Source organism: Rhizobium sp. BK512 (assembly GCF_014194915.1).
GTDB lineage: Bacteria > Pseudomonadota > Alphaproteobacteria > Rhizobiales > Rhizobiaceae > Rhizobium.
This window is the reverse complement of sequence record NZ_JACIAS010000011.1, coordinates 23,044-42,025: the sequence shown is the minus strand read 5'-3', so window position 1 is coordinate 42,025 and position 18,982 is coordinate 23,044. Positions and strand designations below refer to the sequence as shown.

Here is an 18,982-nt window from a genome sequence, read left to right as displayed (position 1 = left end):
CAGTCGCTATCATTACAATCCACGCCGCCCCTTCCCTCACCTCCCTGCCCGGCCGCACCAGCGACCGTGCGATATCGATGATGTCGTCACGCGAGGCGGTCGGACGCACCGCCTCAGGCAGAAGCAGCCGCACCATTCGGGGCATGGCCATAACGCTTGCGGTATGCGTTGGAGAAATACTGGCTGGAGTTGAAGCCGCAGGAAAAGGCAATCTCCGTGATGCTGCTACGCCCCGGCGTCTTCAAAAGGCGCGAGGCCTCTTCCAGCCGCAGATGCTGCAGATATTGCCGCGGCGTCATGTTGGTCAGCCGCTTGCAATATTCCGAAAAACGGGTGCGCGACAGACCGCATTCTTCGGCCATGGAATCGAGCGTCCAGTCTTCGGCAAGCGCGAAAGCCAGCCGGCGCAGGAAGATCGCCACCGTATGCTGCGACGTCGAAAGATCGGGATCGAGCTTCGGCGCCTGCTCCGTCATCCGGTCGATCAGGCTCAGCATGATCGTATTGATCGCCACCTTCAGCCGAGTTTCGCCATCTTCGGGCGTTCGTCCGAGCAGGATCGAGGGCACGGCCTCGAAGGCGCGGCACAGATCAGCGCCACCATCCCAGACCGGCTGGTTGTTCTGCGTCAGCAATTCGCCGAGCGTGCGGGCTTCCTCGCTTGAAAACACCATCCAGCTCGGCCATCCCCAGGCTTCGCTCGGACGCCTTAGCCCCGCATCGAGAATGATCCACAGCAGGCGGCTCGCATCGACGCCGGGATTGCCGATCGAATGCAGCTGCCAGGGACGGATGACGATGAACTGGCCCTGCTCGAAATTGTAGGTCTCGTCATCCACGACGAGATTGAGGTTCCCGCGCGCCAGATAGGCGATTTTGAACCCTTCATTGCAGTGGCGGCCGAGTCCCCAGCTTTGCGCATAACGCGCATCCCAGAAGCCGACCGTACGGATCCCCGGCAGCCGGTCTCCGAGCGACTGGCCGGGATAACTGCCGCGGGTCCACGCGTGCAACTCGACTTCGCCACGCGCGGCGGCAGCCTGCAACTCGCGGCAATTGTCGGCATACATCATCGAATCCGGCTGACGAAAGACCGAAGGACGACGAATGTCGGCTGGCTTGATGATTGTGTGCTTATTCATTTCGCGCGCCTCCCAACGCAGAAAATGACTTAAGAAATTTACCACTGTTGTGGGGCGCAAGTTTTACCGAGTCAAGTCTGCCAAGTATCCACCCCGAGGATGGGCAACCATGCCGCGGGACGACGACGTGACTGCCGCACGGGAAGGAGAACACGTGAAGATCGCATTCAACTTACTTGTGCTCGGAGCGGAGATCACCACGGCGCATGGCCGTCAGCTCGAGCGACTGAAGGCGCTGGGATATGACGCGGTCGAGATCCCTGTCTTTTTTGGAAAGCCGGATCACTACGCTGCCCTCGGCAAGATGCTGCGCGATATCGGTCTCTCCGCCGGCGCCGCTGCAGTCGCGACCCAGGAGGCCAATCCCGTGAGTGCAGATCCTGCGATCCGTCGACGCGCCCGCGACCATCACAAGTGGATCGTCGACTGCACGCAGGCAATGGGCGGCGAAGTGATCGCCGGTCCGCTCCATTCCCCCGTCGGTGTCTTCACCGGCTTCGGTCCAACGTCGAATGAGCGCGGCCGCTGCGTCGAGGCGATGCGGGCGCTGGCCGAATATGCCGCATCTGCAGGCATTCGCATCTCCGCCGAAGCCGTAAACCGTTTCGAATGCTACCTGATGTCGACGATCGCTGCCGCCTCGGAGATCTACGGCGAGGTTGGTCACCCGAACTATGGCTACATGTTCGATACCTTCCACGCCAATATCGAAGAAAAGGATCCGCCGGCAACTTACGAACGTTACCACAGGGAAATCAATCACTACCATGTTTCGGAGAACGATCGCGGCATTCCGGGGACCGGTCACGTGCCCTTCGCAGCGCATTTTGAAGCGCTGCGCCGTTGCGGATATGACGGCTGGCTCACGGTCGAATCCTTCAGCCGTGCCCTACCCGAGCTTGCGGGAGCCACGCGCGTCTGGCGGGATCTTTTCGACGACCTGGACACGCTCTTTGCCGAGAGCATCGCCTTCATCCGCAGGGAATGGGACATTGCCGGAGAACGCGCCCCATCGGGCTCGAAGGGGCCGGCGCAATGACGCTACCCGCACTTGAAATGGCCGGCATCACCAAGACTTTCCCCGGCGTGCTCGCACTTGACGAGGTGGATTTCGACTGCCGTCCCGGAGAGGTGCACGCAATCTGTGGCGAGAACGGCGCCGGAAAGTCGACGCTCATGAAGATCCTCGGTGGCAGCTATCGACCGGATGGTGGAGAGATTCGCATTCGCGGCCAATCCGCAGATTTCGCCCACCCGCAACAGGCCAAGGCGGCTGGTATATCCATCGTCCATCAGGAACTTAGCCTGTTGCCCTATCGCAGCGTTGCGGAAAATATCTTCGTGGGCCGCGAGCCCTCGCGGCGCGGCGTTCTCGACCGGCGCGAGATGCGTCGCCGCAGCATGGAGTTATTGCAGCGTCTCGGCGCCGGTATCGATCCGGACCGGCAGGTTTCGACGCTTTCGATTGCGGGCCAGCAATTGGTGGAAATTGCCAAGGCGTTGCTGCTCGATGCGCAGATTCTCGTCATGGACGAGCCGACGGCGGCCCTTGACGAACGTGACGCCCAGGCCCTGCTGCAACTCGTGCGCGGCCTGCGGAGTGAAGGCGTCTCGATCATCTACATCTCGCACAGAATGCCGGAAATCATGGCTCTTGCCGATCGCATCACGGTGCTGAAGGACGGCCGTAGGATCTGGACGAAATCGCGGGAAGACGCCGATATTGGCGCGATCATCAGGGCGATGGTCGGTCGTGATCTCAAGGACTTCTATCCATCGCCGCCGGCCGGCAAGCCCGGTCATTCGTTGCTCTCGGTAGAACAGGGCGGAAATACCTACCTGCGCGGCATCGATCTCGATCTCCGGGCCGGCGAAATCATCGGCGTCGCCGGGCTGGAAGATTCCGGAAAGGCATCGCTCGCACAGGCAATTATCGGCGATGAGCCGCTGACAGCAGGTACGATACGACTTGGCGGCGGTCCGCAGGCAATCACCTCGCCGCGCCGCGCGACGAGCCGCGGCATCGGCTATCTGCCGGGCGATCGCAAGCGCGAGGGACTGTTGCTGCGGCAGTCCGTTCGCGACAACGCACTGTTGACGCTCCGATCCATGTCGAATTTCTTCACCCGCCCCGAAAGCGGAGCCTTCTCAAGAGACCGCATCGACGAGGTGCTGCGGGTGACGGACGTGCGAGCTGCCGATTTCGGCCAGGCGGTCGATTCGCTTTCCGGCGGCAATCAGCAGAAGGTCATCATTGCCCGCTGGCTTGCGCGGCAATCGAATATCCTCGTTTTCGTCGAGCCGACCCGAGGCATCGACATCGCCGCCAAGGCAGCGATCTACGAGGCGATGCGAAGCTTCGCCAATACCGGCCGCGGCATCATCGTCGTTTCTTCTGACATGCCAGAACTCATCGGCATTTCCGACCGGATTCTCGTGATGCATCAGGGCCGGATCGCCGGCGAGTTGCCGCGCGGCGCAAGCGAGGAAGCAGTGATGGCGCTGTCGCTCGGCATCGATATACGCCAGAAGCAGGAGGCCCTCACATGAGTGGCGAGACCCTTCCGGCGACAAGCCGTACCCGTCACCCGATACGCCTTTCCGTGGCCGCCGTGCTCGTGCTGGTTTCGGCCTGCATCTTTGTCATTGCGGCGATAGCGACGGGGGAGACAAGCCAGCTGAATCTTGAAGGGCTGGCCGGCCTGTTTCAACGGATGGTCGCTCTCGGCCTTGTCGGGCTCGGCCAGACCTTCGTCATTCTCGTCGCCTCGATCGATCTTTCGGTGGCGGCGCTAATCAGCGCGGTCGCGGTCCTTGCCTCGTTCATCATGCAGGCAAATCCGGCAATGATCCTGCCGGCGATCCTTGCGTGCCTCGTCCTCTGCCTGATCGTCGGCGCCATCAACGGACTGCTCGTCGCCTATTGCGGCATAAACCCGCTGATCGCAACGCTTGGCACAGGCCTGACAATCCAGGGATTATTGTCGGCATCCTTCACTTACCTCCAAGGTTCGGTCGCGCCGTCCTTCCAGGCCTTCGCCTATACCAGTCTTCTCGGCATTCCCTACCCGGTCCTGCTGTTCGTCGCACTTGCCGCCGCGGCAAGCCTGTTGCTGACGCGCACCGTATTCGGCGCGCGCATCTACGCCGTCGGCGGAAATCCGCAAGGCGCCCGTCTGGCCGGCATCCGCACGGAGCGCGTGGTGCTCGCTGCCCATGTCATCGCAAGCTTCTTTGCCGGCGTTGCGGGGCTCTATCTGGCGGCCCGGCTGCAGTCAGGTACGCCCTGGATCGGCCGCGACGGCATCTATGACCTGGAATCGATCGCGGTAACCGTCATCGGCGGGACCATACTGGCCGGTGGCAAGGGGGGAGTGGCGGGCACGGTCGCTGGCGTCCTGCTCTTTGCCACGCTTGACGCCAGTTTCAATATGCTCGGTGTCGATGCATTTCTCAAGCAGGTGATGCGCGGTGCGATCGTGATCGCCGCTGTTGCCATCCACGCCATACGTCACAAGGGGCATGTCGCATGACCCCGCTTTCAGAAACGACACCGATGCGTCGCCCGGTCATTTCGCTTGCAAAGATCAACTTCGGCCTGATCGTCTTTATTATCCTCTATGCCGCTATCGCGAGCCTTCAGCCGAACTACCTCGAAGCCGGCCTTTTCATGAACTTCCTGCGCCGCGCAGCGCCGCTGATCATCCTCGCCGTCGGGCAGCTCTATGTCGTTCTGACCGGTGGTTTCGATCTCTCCGTGGGGGCCATCGTCACCCTCGTCGTTCTGGCAGCTTCCATCCTGATCAATGGCGACCCCGAGATGACCTGGCCGATGATCGGCGTCCTCTACCTCATGGGTCTCGCTGTTGGCCTGGTGAATGGTCTCGTCGTCACTTTTCTGAAGGTGCCTTCGATTATTGCCACGCTTGGCACCATGCTGCTCGTCAACGGCCTAGCGCTGGCCTGGTCGGGTGGTGCGGCGCGCGGCGATCTGCCGGACAATTTCCGCGATCTCGGCCGTCTCCTGATGCGCGATGTCTGGCTGATCGGTAGCCTGCCGCTCGCAGTCATCATCCTCTTGCTTTTTCTCGTGGTTGCCTGGTGGGGACTGCACGGCACTGTCTACGGCAAACGAGCGTTGGCGATCGGCGACAATCCGAGGGCTGCGGAACTCGCAGGCTTGCCGGTCGCCGCCACCCGCATCGCCGCTTTCGTTGTGTCGGCACTGGCGGCGGTCACCGCCGGCATCCTCGTCGGTGGCTTTTCCGGTGTGTCCGTCAACGCCGGCCGCGGCATGGAACTGCAGGCGATTGCCGCCTGCGTCATCGGCGGTGCCCAGCTGCTCGGCGGCCGCGGCTCGCTATGGAGTGCGTTATTTGGCGCTCTTAGCCTTTTCGCGCTCTTCACCCTACTCAATCTCGCCGGCCTGCCCCAGGCGCTGCGCGACAGCATCCAGGGGGTGATTCTGATTGCCGCCGTCGGCGCCAGCGCCTGGCGAGATCGGAGAAAGACCTGATTGCTTGCAGGGAGAGACAAGCGATGAACCGCCGGTACGCCGGCACAATGGAGGAGGAAGAAGATGCAATACAAAGCAGTTGTTGCAGCACTGATAGCGATGGCATTTGCCGGCGTTAGCTATGCGCAGGAATTCAACGATCCCGCTGAATTCAAGAAGCAGCGCGAGCAGCTTTCGATGACGCCGCAAGGCCCTCAGGGCAAGCCGTGGGAGCAGCATCTTGGGGACGGAATGGTCGATGCCGCCAAATACAAGAAGGACGGCCCGGTCACGATCTGCTTTTCCAATGCCGGGATATTCAACCCCTGGCGCGTCGTTGGCATGCACAATCTGCAGGCCGAGGCCGAACTGCACAAGGATCGCATCAAGGAACTGGTGGTCGTCGATGCCGAAGGCAAGGACGATAAGCAAATCTCCGATATCGAAGCCCTGGTCAGCGGCGGTAAGTGCGATGCGCTGATCGTATCGCCGAACACGACGGCGGCGCTAACGCCGGCTGTGGAGGCAGCCTGCGCGAAATTGCCGGTCATCGTCTTTGACCGCGGCGTCGCTACCAAGTGCCCGGTCACCTACATCCACCCGGTCGGTGGGTACGGCTTCGGCATCACCTCGGGCGAGTTCATCGCCAGCAAGCTGCCGAAGGGCGCCAATGTTCTGGCACTGCGCATCATGCCGGGTGTCGACGTACTTGAGACCCGCTATTCGGCAGCGAAGAACATCTTCGACGAAGCCGGCCTGAAGGTCATCGGCTCCGAATTCACCGGAAGCGATCGAGCCAAGACCAAGGCGGTCGTCGAGGACTACATCAATCGCGGCGAAAAGATCGATGCCGTCTGGATGGATGCCGGCGATACGTCCACCGCAGCACTCGAAGCATTCGAAGATGCCGGACTGCCCTACCCTGTCATCAGCGGCGAAGACCAGCAGGACTTCCTGCGCAAATGGCAGAAGGACAAGCTGACGGCAATCGGCCCATCCTATCCGACCTACCAGTGGCGGACAGCGATCCTCGGCGCTCTTGATGTGCTCGACGGCAAACAGGTGCCGGGTCCGGAATGGATCCTGCCGCAGCCGGCGATCACGCAGGATACGCTGGCAAGCTATATCGACGAGCGCATGCCGCCGTTACACTACAGCCTTTGCGGCTGCCAGGATCTGCCCGGCTATCCGGAGCTTTGGGGTGGCAAGAAATAGGCTTTGAACGACAGGAGCCCCCGGCGGAAACGCCGGGGCATCCATAGTGATCAGAAATAGATCGACATCACCAGATCCTGGTCGAAATCGCCAAAACCCTTTCCGAAAAGGTTCATGCCTCCAGGGTTGTCGGCCTTTTCGTCGATTCCGATACGGAAGCGGATCGAGTGACGATCGGCTATGCCGAGGGAGGCGATGGTCTGGGTCGAGACCATCGCGCCGTCGATCCAGGTGCCTGTCTCATCGATCGTCCAGGTCTTGAGCTTGCCGTATTGGGAGCCCGAGAGCTTCCACCAGGACGGCGAATACATGCCGCGGCGATCGCCGAAATCGCCAGGCGAAGTCCAGTGTCCGGCCTTGATGCCGTTGACCCAGATGGAAATGTCGGATGGCCAGTTCGCGTTCGTGGCCGGGGTCTCGGAGCTCAGCTCGGCTGAGAATTCCACCTTGCGGATCTTCTTGCCCGAGACCTTGGCATTGTTCGGGAATTTATATTCGACATAACCGCGGGTGAACCACAGCAGCGCCGCCTGCATGCGTTGCGGATCGAGGAAGACTTCCTGCACATCGAGCATGCCGATGACGTTGTTGACCGAACAGAGGCCGCAGGGGGCGCCGACGTCGAATTCCGTGAAGAGGCCGATCGGCATGCTGACGGTCACCACATCCTGGCTTGCCTTCGTGCCGTTGGTATCGAAGCGGATCAGGATTTCGTCATAGATGCTGGAGCAGATCTTCTGATTTCCCTTCGTCGCCTTCATCGTCTGGGTCTGGATGAGACCCGCCTGCTCCAACGACTTCAGATTGGTTGCCGTCGTCGATTGCGGCAGGCGCATCTGTGCCGCGATGTCGTTGACATTCAGCGGCCCTTTCTGGCGCAAGAGGTTGAGGATTTCGATGCGCGTCGGAGAACCGAGTGCCTGCACGACGTCAACGTCACGCATCGGATCGACGGTTAGAAGTTTCGTCTCCATGCCCTGATACTGGTTCTCCAGTCTTTCTGGTTGGTTTGAGCTAATATCACGGCGTCATATCCGATGTCGCCGCTCTTTTTTGATCGCCGGCCCGCGCCTCGGGAGAGCTCTCGCGGACCGGCTGGGGCCTTCTCACCTCGGCCCGGAAACAACCCCTGATGCATTATCCCTTGATGCCGGATGACAGCATCAGGGCCTGTGTCACGCGTTTCTGGAACAGCAGATAGGCAAGAGCGACCGGCATCGCTGCAAGGATGGCGACAGCCATATCGCGCGCATACTTGACGCCGAACGCATCCCGCGTCTGGGTGATGCCGACGGTGATCGTCATCATGTCGTCGGAACTGGTGACGAGGAACGGCCAGAGGAAGGCGTTCCAGGCCATGATGTAGGTGATGATCGCGAGCGCGGTTGTGATACCCCAGTTCAGCGGCAAATAGAGCTTGAACAGGATCTGGAACTCGCCGCAGCCATCAAGCTTTGCGGCCTCGCGCAGCTCCTTCGGCACGGAATCGAAGAACTGCTTGTAGACGATGACGACAACGGGAACGATCAGCTGCGGCAGGATGATGCCGCCCCAGGTATTGATCAGGTTCAGCTTGTGCATCAGCACGAATTGGGAGATCACGAGCGCCTGCGAGGGCACCATGAAGCTCGCCAGGATGATGCCGTAGAGAAGCCGGCGGCCGGGAAAGACGATCTGCGACAGCGCGTAGGCGCACATCACGCTGATCAGGATGACGACGACGGTTACCGTCACCGAGGTGACGATGGAATTCAGGTACCAGGTCGACAGCTTCGTCTCGAAGAGCGCGTAATAATAGCCTGAGAAATTCAGGACGTCGGGAATGAGGGTGGTCTTGTTGACGACGTCCTGTTCCGGCTTGATGGATGTGACGATCGCCCAATAGATCGGGAAGGCCCAGGTGCAGGCGATCACCACCGTGAGGAGCAGCAGCAGCGCGTTGCCGATTGTCTTGCCGGGCATCTCAGCGCTCCCTCACTCGCAACAGCTGGTATTGCAGCACCGAGACGACGACGATGATCAGAAACAGGATCACTGCGACTGCGGAGCCGAGACCACCATGGTTCGATCGGAAGGCTTCACGATAGACGAGCTGCAGGAGCACATAGGTGGAATTGAACGGCCCGCCCTCGGTCAGAAGATAGACCTGGTCGAAGATTTTGAGCTGCAGGATCAGCTGCAATGTCAGCACCAGCGCGGTCACCGGCCAGATCAGCGGCCAGGTAATGCGCTTGAAGCATTGCCAGCGCGTCGCGCCATCAAGCATGGCCGCCTCGTAATAGTCATTGGGAATGTTGCGCAGGCCTGCGATGAAGAGCAGCAGGTTGAAACCGTTGGTCCACCAGACGGTCACAAGCGCCACCATCGGCATGGCCCAGACCGGATCGCGGAAGACGCTGACGCGCGAGCCGGTGACGGCCTCGATGACGAATTGGGCGATGCCGAACTGCTGATCGAGCACCCATTTCCAGATCTGGGTCACGACGGAAACCGGAAGAATATAGGGAATGAAGAAAAGCACGAGCACCAGGCTCTGCATCCAGCCCTTCAGACGCACGACCATCAGCGCCAGTCCGAGGCCGATCAGCGTATTCGGGATGACGGTCAGAACGACGAAATAGCCGGTGTTCCACACCGAGGTATAGAAGAGCTTCTGATGGAAGAGCTTCACGTAATTGTCGAAGCCCACCCATTGGCCTTCGCCGACGAGCGGCGCGTCGGTAAAGCTCAAGGCGAACATCTTGTAGACCGGATAGGCAAAGACGGTCGCATAGGCGATCAGGAACGGCGCGATCATGACGATCGCCGTCAGCGTCTTGCGTCGCTTTTCAGTGTTGACCACAGATCATCTCCCTGGACGAAGGACTGGCCGGAGGCTGGCTCCGGCCAGTGTCTTCCTACTTCTGGCTTTCCAGCTCTTCGCGCATCTGGTCGATAGCATCTTCCGGATCGAGCTGACCGTTGAGTGCGGGAACCACGAAGTTCTGGGTTGCCTCGTAAATCGGACCGGCAACACCTGCGAGCTTGGAAACCGGGTCGAAGGCGGCGGTATCGGCCAGCTTTGCATAAGTGGCGTTCGGCTGCATTTCCTTGAATTCCTTGCTGTCCGTGACCGGCTTGAAAGCAGGAATGTGGCCGGCACTTGCCCAGGAGATCGAGTGCTCATTCATCCAGGCAATGATCTGCAGCACGGCCTTCAGTTTTTCAGGGGTGATCGGCTTGCTCTCGCTGTTCGGGACAGCGAAGGAATGCGAGTCCGCCCAGGTGGCCTGCGTGCCCATCAGGTTCGGAATTTCGATGGCACCCCATTCGAAACCGAGTTCGCCCTTCTTGGCAAGATCGGCCATCGTCGGCACTTCCCAGACGCCGTTGACGTGGAGAGCTGCCTTGCCGGAGGTGAAGAGCGCGATCGAGGCTTCATAGGAGATCAGCTTCGGCGAATAGCCACCGGAAACCCAGTTCGCCATGGTCTTCAGGGCTTTCACGCCGGCATCGCCCGGCAGGATCTGGTCCCCGTCGATGAACTTTGCCCCCTGCTGGGAGAGCAGCGTATAGAAGACGCGCCACATGGAGCCGCCTTCATCCGTGTGCAGCGACAGCGGATATTCGACCTTGCCCGTCGCCTTGATCTTGTCGAGGGCGGCGTTGAAATTGTCGAGCCCGTCGAAACCTTTCGGCAGGCCGTCGTCGCCGAGCAGGCCGGCTTCCTTCAGGATGTTCTTGTTGTAGTAGAGAACGATCGAATGCACGTCGAAGGGAATGCCGTAGACCTTGTTGTCGAAGGTCGCCTGCTTCCAGGCCGCGTCCACGTAATTTTCCTTCTTGATGCCGGCCGATGCCAGCTCTTCGTCGGTAAAGGGACGCAGGATGCCGGTCGGCACCGCCAGCGGATAGCGCGACATGTGATAGGTCATGATATCCGGCTGCTGGCCGACGGCGGCCGACGTCTGCACCTTGGTATAGAAGGGCACGCCCCATTCGAGCGTCGTGGCATTGATCTTGATGTCAGGATGGGTGTCGTTGAATTCCTTGATCAGCGCCTTCATGCGAACGCCGTCGCCGCCGCTCAAGAAATCCCACCAGGTAATGTCCGTCTGCGCAAATGCCGCCGCCGAGGGCAGCAATGCGATGGCTGCCGAGACGGCGAGTTTTAAGATCTTTCTCACGTTTGTTCCTCCTCTAAAGCATGGGTTAAGGTCACCCCGCGGCACGGGGCGTCTCTCGCCGCGAACCTCCTCCAAAGGCGCGCGATCAGATGTCCTGCATTTCTTTCGGTCGCCGGATCTGATCCGGATTCCGTTTCAATCAACTGAGCCTTCTGCCTTCGGCGTCGAAAGCCAGCATTTCAGGCACTCTCAGGGAGAGGCTGATCTTCTCCTTCGGCTGAGGCCTGCTTTCGCGGCACTCGACCGTCATTTCCGCATTGGTTGCGGTCAACACGTGAAGATATCCTGTGCCACCGAGCTCCTCAGTGAACTCGGCGGTGGCAGGCAGCGTCAGGCCGCCATTTGAGGCGCCAAGGCCGATATGCTCGGGCCGCACGCCGACATTGATGGCTGCACCCTCGGCGACCGGACTGCGTGTCGGCAGGTCGAAGGCCTGGCCCGGCGCATCATCGAGCTCGACACGGGCAGAGCCCTGGCCAGCGGACACGACCCTGCCCTTCAGAAAATTCATGCCCGGCGAACCGATAAAGCCGGCGACAAACATGTTCTGCGGATTGCGGTAAAGTTCCAAGGGTGCGCCGATCTGCTGGACGACACCCTCCTTCAGCACGACGATCTTGTCGGCGAGCGTCATCGCCTCGACCTGATCATGGGTCACATAGACCATCGTGGCCCCAATCTGGCGGTGCAGACGGGCGATTTCCATGCGCATCTTCACGCGCAATTCGGCATCGAGGTTGGAGAGCGGTTCGTCGAACAGGAAAACCCTCGGTTCGCGCACGATGGCGCGGCCGATTGCCACGCGCTGGCGCTGACCACCGGAAAGCTGGCTGGGTTTGTGCTGAAGATAGTCAGTCAGGCGAAGAATATCGGCGGCCGCCTTCACCTTCGCTTGAATCTCTGCCTTCGGCCGTTTGGCGATCGACAGGCTGAAGGCCATGTTTTCGAAAACCGATAGATGCGGATAAAGCGCATAGGACTGGAAGACCATGGCAACGCCGCGCTTCGACGCTTCCCTGTGGGTGACGTCCTCATCCTCAATCTTGATCTCGCCGCCGCTCGTTTCTTCAAGCCCGGCAATCATTCGCAGCAGCGTCGACTTTCCGCAGCCGGAGGGGCCGACGAAAACCGCGAACTCGCCCTGCTCGATCTCGATGTCGACGCCGTGAATGACGGCGAAGGAGCCGAACGACTTCCTGACATCAGTCAGTTTTATCCCAGACATACATCCTCCCGATTGGCAGTCCGAACGGGGCAGCCTCCTCCGCTGCCCCGATAGCGATCAGCTCATGCCGAAGCGACTGACAGCAGGATGAAATGATAGGATTTCGCCGGCAGCGACCCGGTGAGCCTGCCTTCATCGGTGACCTGCAGGCCGGATCCTGCCTTCGGCACGATGCGGTTTTGATCCTCGACGGAGTTGCGGGCCTTCAGGTCATCGCCGACCATCGCATGATGCTGGACCACCTTGACGCCCTTGAAGCCCTGCAGGTCGATATCGAGGTCGATAGCCTCATCGAGGCTGCGGTTGATCGCAAAGAGCGCGATGCTCTTGCCATCCTCATGCAGCACCGCCGAAAGATCGAGATAGGGAACGTCCTGTGCGACTTCGCAATCGTAAGTCGGGCCGGATGAAGACACCGCCAGTGCAGTGCCGCGGCCGTACTTCGAAGCAAACTGCAGCGGATAGTAGATCGACTGGCGCCAGGCCGGGCCGCCCGCCTTGGTCAGGATCGGCGCGATGACGTTGACGAGCTGTGCCATGCAGGCGATCTTGACGCGGTCGGAACGACGGATGAAGACGTTGATCAGCGAGGCGACGAAGATCGCATCCTCGAGATTGTAGAGCTCTTCCAGGAGCGGCGGCGCCTCCGGCCAGTCCCAGTTCTTGTAGCGCTGATCGTCTTCCTTGCGGTCGTGATACCAGACGTTCCATTCGTCGAAGCAGATCTTCACGTCGCGCTTGGAACGCTTCTTCGCCTTGATGTAGTCGATGACGCCGCCGATCGTGACGATATAGCGGTCGAGTTCGATCGCCTTGGCGTAGTAATTCAGCGTGTCGTTTTCCTCGTTGCCGAAATACTTGTGCAGCGAGATGTAGTCGACGCTGTCATAGCTTGCGTCCAGAACCTGCGCCTCCCACTCGGGATAGGTCTTCATCTTGTCATTCGACGAGCCGCAGACGACGGTTTCGAGCGTCTTGTCGAAATATTTGAACGCCTTGCTGACGTCGTTGGCGAGCAGGCCATATTCGGTCGCGGTCTTATGGCCGACCTGCCAGGGGCCGTCCATCTCGTTGCCGAGGCACCAGATCCGCACATTGTGCGGGTCCTTGTAGCCGTGCTTGGCGCGCAGGTCGCTCCAATATGTACCGCCAGGATGGTTGCAATATTCGAGGAAATTGCGGGCATCGTTCAGGCCGCGCGAACCGAGGTTCATGGCCAGCATCATCTCGGTCTTCGCGAGCTTCGACCAGTCAGCGAATTCATTGATGCCCATCTGGTTGGTCTCGCGGGTCCGCCAGGCAAGGTCGAGACGCGTGGGGCGCTGGTCGCGCGGACCGATGCCGTCTTCCCAATGATAGGCCGAGACGAAGTTGCCGCCCGGATAGCGCACGATCGGCATATCCAGGTCGCGCACCATATCAAGAACATCGGTACGGAATCCGTCCTTATCAGCTTTTTCGTGACCCGGCTCATAAATCCCGGTGTAAACGGCGCGGCCCATGTGCTCCAGGAAGGAGCCGTAGACACGCTTATCGACGTTCGAAATGGTGAATTCCCTGTTCAGGGTCGCCTTAGCTCGCATGAATGTTCCTCGTTTATTGAATTTGATTTTTGAAGAAGCTATTCTGACAAGTTTTTTTTATCAAGTATTTTGTTTTGTATCCATAAATCGGTTTTGATATCGCACGCGAGATGCGAAGCCCATGAAAAATCTGGGAAAACCATTCATGTGGTGGGCGGTGGGAGCAAAGGCGCCCCTTAAAAAAAGATGGGAAACGGAATTCTGGTGGCCACCGCGCCGCAGCGGCATATCCAAGCGCGAAATTGGGGCGTTCGCGACGCAAAATGAGAGCTCTCTCACAATACCGATCTCACGCGCCGCTCGCGGGCTGCGGTTTTGACATGAACCTAAGCTGAAGAGCGTCTTCAGAAGGAGTTCATGGCGCAGGGGCCAGCCTTGGTCACAACTACCAAGGAGAGAAACTATGAAAATCACTCATTTTGCCGTGGCAGCCGTTCTCTCGCTCGGCTCGGCCTTGGTCGCGGCAGAGCCTGCAGCGGCGATGCCTCGATCGGCGGCGCCGTCCGCATCGGTGGAAAAGAGCGCGGTCGTTCAGGTCCGGCACCGCCACTACCGCCATCATCGTGATTACGACCGGTATGGCTGGCATCACCGCCGCTACTATCGAGATCGCGACTATCGGGATTGGCGCGCAGAGCGGCGCTGGCGGGACGATCGCGGCTGGCGATACCGTGACCGTTACTACGGTGATCGCTACTATCGCCCACATCGCAACGGCGTGTATTTCCGCCTGGATCTCTAGAGCAGGACCGCCCCAGGATTGCCAACGGATCGCGGCCGGTCGCCGCGTCCCTGCAGTAAGTCGCTAATAGAGATATCCTCGTTCAGGTCAGTCCAGGGCCCATTGGGCTGACCTGAACTTTGCGCAGCTGATCCGATGTCGCGTTCAAGAACTGTGGAATGCAAGCCAAAGGCACACTGAGAGTGCGCCCATCATCTATTGAAATCCACATTGAACCGCTCCTTCCAAGATGACGCGACAGGGACGCCGGCCCGCAGGACGCGTGGACCCTCCATTGGGCGTCAGCGGAACCGTTTGCCGAGAGCATCCGTTTTCCGTCGCCTGCTTCCCGTTGAAGCCCTAAACCTCGCCTCTCTCGGAGCCTTCGATGCCCGCATCGCTCGCCAAGGATCGCTCACTTCTGGCGCTTGCCGTCCTGAACTTCTTCCTGGCTGACGCCCGCGACGGTCTCGGACCTTTTCTCGACGGCTTCCTCGCCACCCGAGGGTGGTCACCTATGGCGCTTGGCCTCGTCGCCACGATCGGTGGCGTGCTTGGCATAGTCGCCACGCCATTCTTCGGTGCCTGGGTCGACGCGACGCACCGCAAACGCACGCTGATCATCCTGCCGGTTCTGTTGGTGACGGCTGCCGCTCTCTGGACGCTTGCAAGCCCCGGCAACGCCGCCGTCTTCGGCGGCCAATCGGCAACCGCAATCGTCGGGGCGGTCGTCGGCCCCGCTCTCATAGGGCTGACGCTCGGGCTTGTCGGCGAACGCCGCTTTTCCGGGCAGGTCTCGCGCAACGAATTCTGGAACCACGCCGGCAACGTCGCATCGCTTGCTGGGGTCTATCTCGCGTCGCTCGCTTTCGGGCTGAAGGGCGTCATTGCCATGATGGTAATGACGGCCACAGCGACCATTCTGGCTGTTCTTGCGGTCGATCCGCGCGGCATCGACCATGAGGCCGCCCGCGGTCTTGCGCACGACGACGGAGCGCCTGGTCCCTCCGGCTTCTCCGTTCTATTTGCCAAGAAGGGTCTCGTCCTGCTCGCCGTCGTGCTGATGGTCTTCCATTTCGGCAACGCCCCGATCAGCCGCCTGATCGCCCAGGATTTCTCAATCCAGCTCGGGACACCCTTCCGAACCACCGCGGTCACGACAGGGGTGTCACAACTGTCCATGATTGCGATGGCGCTCGCCGCCCCCTTGATGATCCGTCGCTTCGGCCTTGGCACCGTCTTTATCATCGCGCTTTCCGCCTTGCCTGTTCGAGGCCTGATCGCCGGCGCCTTCACAAACTTTGCCGCCATCTTCCCAGTCCAGATCCTCGACGGCGTCGGTGCAGGCCTCATCGGCATCGCGACACCGATCGCCGCAGAGCGTATCCTGTCAGGCACCGGGCGCTTCAATGTCGGTCTGGCCGCCGTCATGACGGTTCAGGGCATCGGCGCATCTCTCAGCAACATTGTCGCCGGCTGGCTGACGGATCTTGGCGGCTACAGCCTTGCCTATTTCGTTCATGGGGGAGTGGCACTCTTCGCCGTTGCGATCTTCTGCACCGCTTTCGGCTCCATCGCGCCATCGCCGGCAGATGAGGATGACACGTCGGTCAATGGTTCAAACCGGGTTGATCTCGCGGAAGGCGAGGGCTAGGTTGCCGCCCCGCAACACGTACAAACACATGAGGACGTCATGCCGACTGGCAAGGTTAAGTTTTTCAACATGGACAAGGGCTTTGGCTTCATCACGCCGGAGACGGGCGGACCCGATATCTTCGTCCACGTCACCGCGCTTCAATATGGCGATGGGTTGAAGGAAGGGCAGAGCGTTTCCTACGATGTAGGCCAGGACCGCAAGACCGGCAAGGCAAAGGCGGAAAACGTCAGGCCGCTCTGAGCTGCGACACTCGCTTAAAAATCACAAGCACTAGCTGGGCGCCCATGAGGCGCCCTTCTCATTTAGAAGTTTATCTCTGTCGGCTGCCTGGAAGCGCCATAAGGATGGGACCGAGCACAAACTCCCCGTGTTCGGCTCGTCTCGTCAGGTCGCGCAGACAACCGCCGACCGAATTGACTTGGCCTGTCCGCTCCAGGATGCAGGCGATCACGGTCGCCCGCATTTTCCGCGGGCGATGAGAACTTGCTGCCCGCCGCATAGGAAGGGATTTCAGGACGCTGCCCGTCCCCCTTTCTGCCGTCATACCCTTGCTGCAGCGGGTGCTGCCATGCTTCGGCAACACCCGCCGCACCGGCAATTAACGAGAATAGAACGTCATGCCGCCGTCCGCAGCCTGTTCTGCGTCGACGATATTGGAGACCTTCACGCCATCTCTTTCGAGCCTTGCGACAAGCGGGCCATTTGCTTCAATGGCAGCCTGAATTCCCTGAATGGCGTTCTCCGAGCGATCCGAAACGGAAGACCCACGTGTGGTATGCTCGGGCGACTGGTCCCAGTTACCAAGTACGTGGACGTCGAAATCGGACGAGAAGGTGCGAAGGGTGTTTTCGAGGGGGCCCGGGGCATTCATGTCAAGGCTCTCTGCGTGGCTGACAGTTGCGAAGCCGAACGAGGAAACGAGGACGACGGCGGCGAGGTTAAGAACGCGGTTCATCGGAAAATCTCCGTAGGGGGTTACGATAGGTCTTCTCGTCGGTCGCTTCGAAAGTGCTTGGCGCTCCGGTGTGAAGACATATTTGAGGTAGGGCCTCGCACCAGGGATCGACACTAGACGGCAATTCACTTGTCACTAGACTTTGGTCTAGGTTGTCGCAACGGGTTGATTGTTGGTGGCCCGATACTTTGCTGCCGCAAGAATTCTGCGGCGTACTTCATTACAGACGAAACATATTTCCGGAGAACTGAAACGATGCTGCGGTTTTGCAGCAGCACTTCTCCCTGCGACTTGGCCCCTGCTTCTATGTCTGAAGATGGACAAGTCTTTCATCCGTTTGCCAGCAAGCGCATTGAAGAGAAACCGATGACCGGGCGATTTCGTTCTTCTGTGACCACAATTTCCACCGACGCCGCATGGCGCGTACCGCCAAGAACCTTGCGCGGGCGGCTGCTGTTCATCCTGTCCGTCGGTCTCGTTTTTGCTCATGGCGGTCTGGCGGTCGGCCTCTACAATGAGGTGCGGCACCCAGCCCAGCCGAACGGGGCCGAACAACAAGTGTTTGCCGTACCGACCGAACTTGCAGCGCTCGACGATCGGCAGACGCCGCTGCAGGTCATACGGGAAGAGGCAAGCGCTGATGGGGCGGGGATGCTGGAGAGCAGCGGCTCAGATGCTGTTTCGCCTCCCCCGCCCGAGATTTTGCCCCCTCGGAAGATTCTCGTAGCCGGTAACACAGAACGCCAGACCATGGGACCGGCGATGACTATGATTGCAAGTCATGTTGTCTTCCTGCTGGTGTCTGCAGGCATGTTTGCCTACGCCGTCAGAAAGTCGATTTTGCCGCTGACCCAAATCACTGCGGCAGTGGAGGCGCTCGATCCAAATCGCCCGGGCGAACCGTTGAAAGAGGGTGGCCCTCTTGAGGTTGCCGCGGTGGCGAAGGCCTTCAACGCCATGCGACACCGAATCTCGCAACAGTTGGACGAGCGCATACAGGTTCTGTCGGCATTCTCCCACGACATGCAGACCCCGATTACCCGCATGCGACTGCGCGCTGAATTGGCAAGCGATTTTCCGGAAAAGGAAAAGCTCCTCAGAGATCTCGATGAGACTGAGCGGCTGGTCCGCGAAGGCATTGCCTATGCCAGGAATGCGCATGCGAATGAAGAGGGCTTCGCACTTGTCGATTTCCGCTCATTCATCGAATGCCTCGTGCTTGATTATCAAGACACTGGCCGGACTGTTTCCATCGCCAATTCCGTTACCGGTCCGATCGTGACCAAGCCGCGGGCCTTGAGACGAAGCCTTTCGAACTTCATTGATAACGCGCTAAAATTCGCGGGAGCCGCCGAGGTCAGCGCCATCCGCTCACATCGCGATGAGATCATAATTACCGTATTGGACCGGGGGCCGGGGATCGCCGACGAACTGCTGGAGGCTGTCAAGAAGCCTTTCGTGCGGGGTGGCCAGATCGCCAGCGAGGGAATTCCCGGCAGCGGTCTCGGTCTGGCGATCGCCCAACAGTTAGCCGCGACGTTCGGAGCAAGCCTCAATTTGCGAAACAGGCCGGACGGCGGCCTGATCGCAGAATTGGTGATAGCGCCGGCTGTCGACGGTTAGGAGCCCCAAACGGCTGGCAATGCGAAGGGCTGTCTTGAGAGCGCGACGCGTCTTTTCGTCGGTTTGATTGTTCGGGTCGAGCCGTGAAATCTCATTTCATCATGCTTTGCCGGCGATGGGCGCAAGCAATGTTCTTCCAAGCGTGAGGGAGCATCGGCCAGAGAGGCAACGCTACCCAGCGCGGCACAGCCGACAACAAA

The 18,982-nt window shown here is 60.0% G+C and carries 18 protein-coding genes and 1 pseudogene; 9 read left to right on the top strand and 10 right to left on the bottom strand.

The window, feature by feature from the left end; genetic code table 11:
- Positions 1–113 precede the first annotated feature (113 nt).
- The gene (locus tag FHX06_RS30800; protein ID WP_183851231.1) at positions 114–1,142 is read right to left on the bottom strand and encodes an AraC family transcriptional regulator; all 1,029 of its coding nucleotides are present in this window, start codon (positions 1,140–1,142) and stop codon (positions 114–116) included.
- Positions 1,143–1,296: 154 nt separating this feature from the next.
- Here FHX06_RS30800 and FHX06_RS30795 point away from each other — a divergent pair, with 154 nt between their 5' ends.
- The 5 genes from FHX06_RS30795 to FHX06_RS30775 all read left to right on the top strand — a co-directional run bounded on the left by FHX06_RS30795 (position 1,297) and on the right by FHX06_RS30775 (position 6,852).
- Positions 1,297–2,181, top strand: a complete 885-nt coding sequence (locus FHX06_RS30795; RefSeq protein ID WP_183882014.1) for a sugar phosphate isomerase/epimerase family protein — start codon at positions 1,297–1,299, stop codon at positions 2,179–2,181.
- Positions 2,178–3,692 carry a sugar ABC transporter ATP-binding protein gene (locus tag FHX06_RS30790; protein ID WP_183882012.1) on the top strand — a complete coding sequence of 505 codons (1,515 nt, stop codon included), beginning with the start codon at positions 2,178–2,180 and terminating at the stop codon, positions 3,690–3,692. The genes FHX06_RS30795 and FHX06_RS30790 overlap by 4 nt, the downstream gene beginning before the upstream one ends.
- A complete protein-coding gene (locus tag FHX06_RS30785) occupies positions 3,689–4,675 on the top strand; it encodes an ABC transporter permease (protein WP_183882010.1) in 987 nt (328 codons plus the stop codon). Before FHX06_RS30790 ends, FHX06_RS30785 begins: the two co-directional genes overlap by 4 nt.
- Positions 4,672–5,658: an ABC transporter permease gene (locus tag FHX06_RS30780; protein ID WP_183851227.1), complete on the top strand. Its 987-nt coding sequence runs from the start codon at positions 4,672–4,674 to the stop codon at positions 5,656–5,658. The genes FHX06_RS30785 and FHX06_RS30780 overlap by 4 nt, the downstream gene beginning before the upstream one ends.
- A 63-nt stretch (positions 5,659–5,721) precedes the next feature.
- Positions 5,722–6,852, top strand: coding sequence for a substrate-binding domain-containing protein (locus tag FHX06_RS30775; protein ID WP_183882008.1), 1,131 nt, complete (start codon positions 5,722–5,724; stop codon positions 6,850–6,852).
- A 50-nt stretch (positions 6,853–6,902) separates the two neighbouring features.
- Here the strand turns inward: FHX06_RS30775 and FHX06_RS30770 are convergent, their stop codons facing one another.
- The 6 genes from FHX06_RS30770 to FHX06_RS30745 form a co-directional block, all read right to left on the bottom strand.
- Positions 6,903–7,826 (bottom strand): ArsR/SmtB family transcription factor, encoded by a 924-nt coding sequence (locus FHX06_RS30770; RefSeq protein WP_112542169.1) that lies wholly within the window; start codon positions 7,824–7,826, stop codon positions 6,903–6,905.
- 163 nt (positions 7,827–7,989) lie between these two features.
- On the bottom strand, positions 7,990–8,814 hold the full coding sequence (locus FHX06_RS30765; protein ID WP_018114220.1) for a carbohydrate ABC transporter permease: 825 nt from the start codon (positions 8,812–8,814) through the stop codon (positions 7,990–7,992).
- A gap of 1 nt (position 8,815) precedes the next feature.
- A complete protein-coding gene (locus FHX06_RS30760) occupies positions 8,816–9,649 on the bottom strand; it encodes a carbohydrate ABC transporter permease (protein ID WP_112542218.1) in 834 nt (277 codons plus the stop codon).
- Between the two features lie 100 nt (positions 9,650–9,749).
- A complete protein-coding gene (locus FHX06_RS30755) occupies positions 9,750–11,018 on the bottom strand; it encodes an ABC transporter substrate-binding protein (RefSeq protein ID WP_183882006.1) in 1,269 nt (422 codons plus the stop codon).
- 139 nt (positions 11,019–11,157) lie between these two features.
- Entirely contained in the window at positions 11,158–12,243 is a 1,086-nt protein-coding gene (locus tag FHX06_RS30750; RefSeq protein WP_183882004.1) for an ABC transporter ATP-binding protein, read from the bottom strand.
- Between the two features lie 62 nt (positions 12,244–12,305).
- A complete protein-coding gene (locus FHX06_RS30745; RefSeq protein WP_113013716.1) occupies positions 12,306–13,826 on the bottom strand; it encodes an alpha-N-arabinofuranosidase in 1,521 nt (506 codons plus the stop codon).
- 403 nt (positions 13,827–14,229) lie between these two features.
- Here FHX06_RS30745 and FHX06_RS30740 point away from each other — a divergent pair, with 403 nt between their 5' ends.
- Positions 14,230–14,568 (top strand): hypothetical protein, encoded by a 339-nt coding sequence (locus FHX06_RS30740; RefSeq protein WP_018114821.1) that lies wholly within the window; start codon positions 14,230–14,232, stop codon positions 14,566–14,568.
- 82 nt (positions 14,569–14,650) lie between these two features.
- Here the strand turns inward: FHX06_RS30740 and FHX06_RS35760 are convergent, their stop codons facing one another.
- On the bottom strand, positions 14,651–14,779 hold the full coding sequence (locus FHX06_RS35760) for a DUF2442 domain-containing protein (RefSeq protein WP_246715695.1): 129 nt from the start codon (positions 14,777–14,779) through the stop codon (positions 14,651–14,653).
- A gap of 156 nt (positions 14,780–14,935) precedes the next feature.
- Between FHX06_RS35760 and FHX06_RS30730 the strand changes: the two genes are divergently transcribed.
- Both FHX06_RS30730 and FHX06_RS30725 read left to right on the top strand, forming a co-directional pair.
- Positions 14,936–16,201, top strand: a complete 1,266-nt coding sequence (locus tag FHX06_RS30730) for an MFS transporter (RefSeq protein WP_183882002.1) — start codon at positions 14,936–14,938, stop codon at positions 16,199–16,201.
- 39 nt (positions 16,202–16,240) lie between these two features.
- Entirely contained in the window at positions 16,241–16,444 is a 204-nt protein-coding gene (locus FHX06_RS30725) for a cold-shock protein (protein WP_018114823.1), read from the top strand.
- A 70-nt stretch (positions 16,445–16,514) separates the two neighbouring features.
- On the opposite strand, the pseudogene repC reads toward FHX06_RS30725, so the two are convergent.
- Both repC and FHX06_RS30715 read right to left on the bottom strand, forming a co-directional pair.
- Positions 16,515–16,661: pseudogene (gene repC / locus FHX06_RS30720) on the bottom strand (replication initiation protein RepC); the annotation flags it as partial.
- 141 nt (positions 16,662–16,802) lie between these two features.
- Complete coding sequence (locus tag FHX06_RS30715; RefSeq protein WP_018114824.1) at positions 16,803–17,159, bottom strand: hypothetical protein; 357 nt, start codon at positions 17,157–17,159, stop codon at positions 16,803–16,805.
- Between the two features lie 306 nt (positions 17,160–17,465).
- On the opposite strand from FHX06_RS30715, the gene FHX06_RS30710 reads away from it, so the two are divergent.
- Entirely contained in the window at positions 17,466–18,782 is a 1,317-nt protein-coding gene (locus tag FHX06_RS30710) for an ATP-binding protein (RefSeq protein ID WP_183882000.1), read from the top strand.
- Positions 18,783–18,982 lie beyond the last annotated feature (200 nt).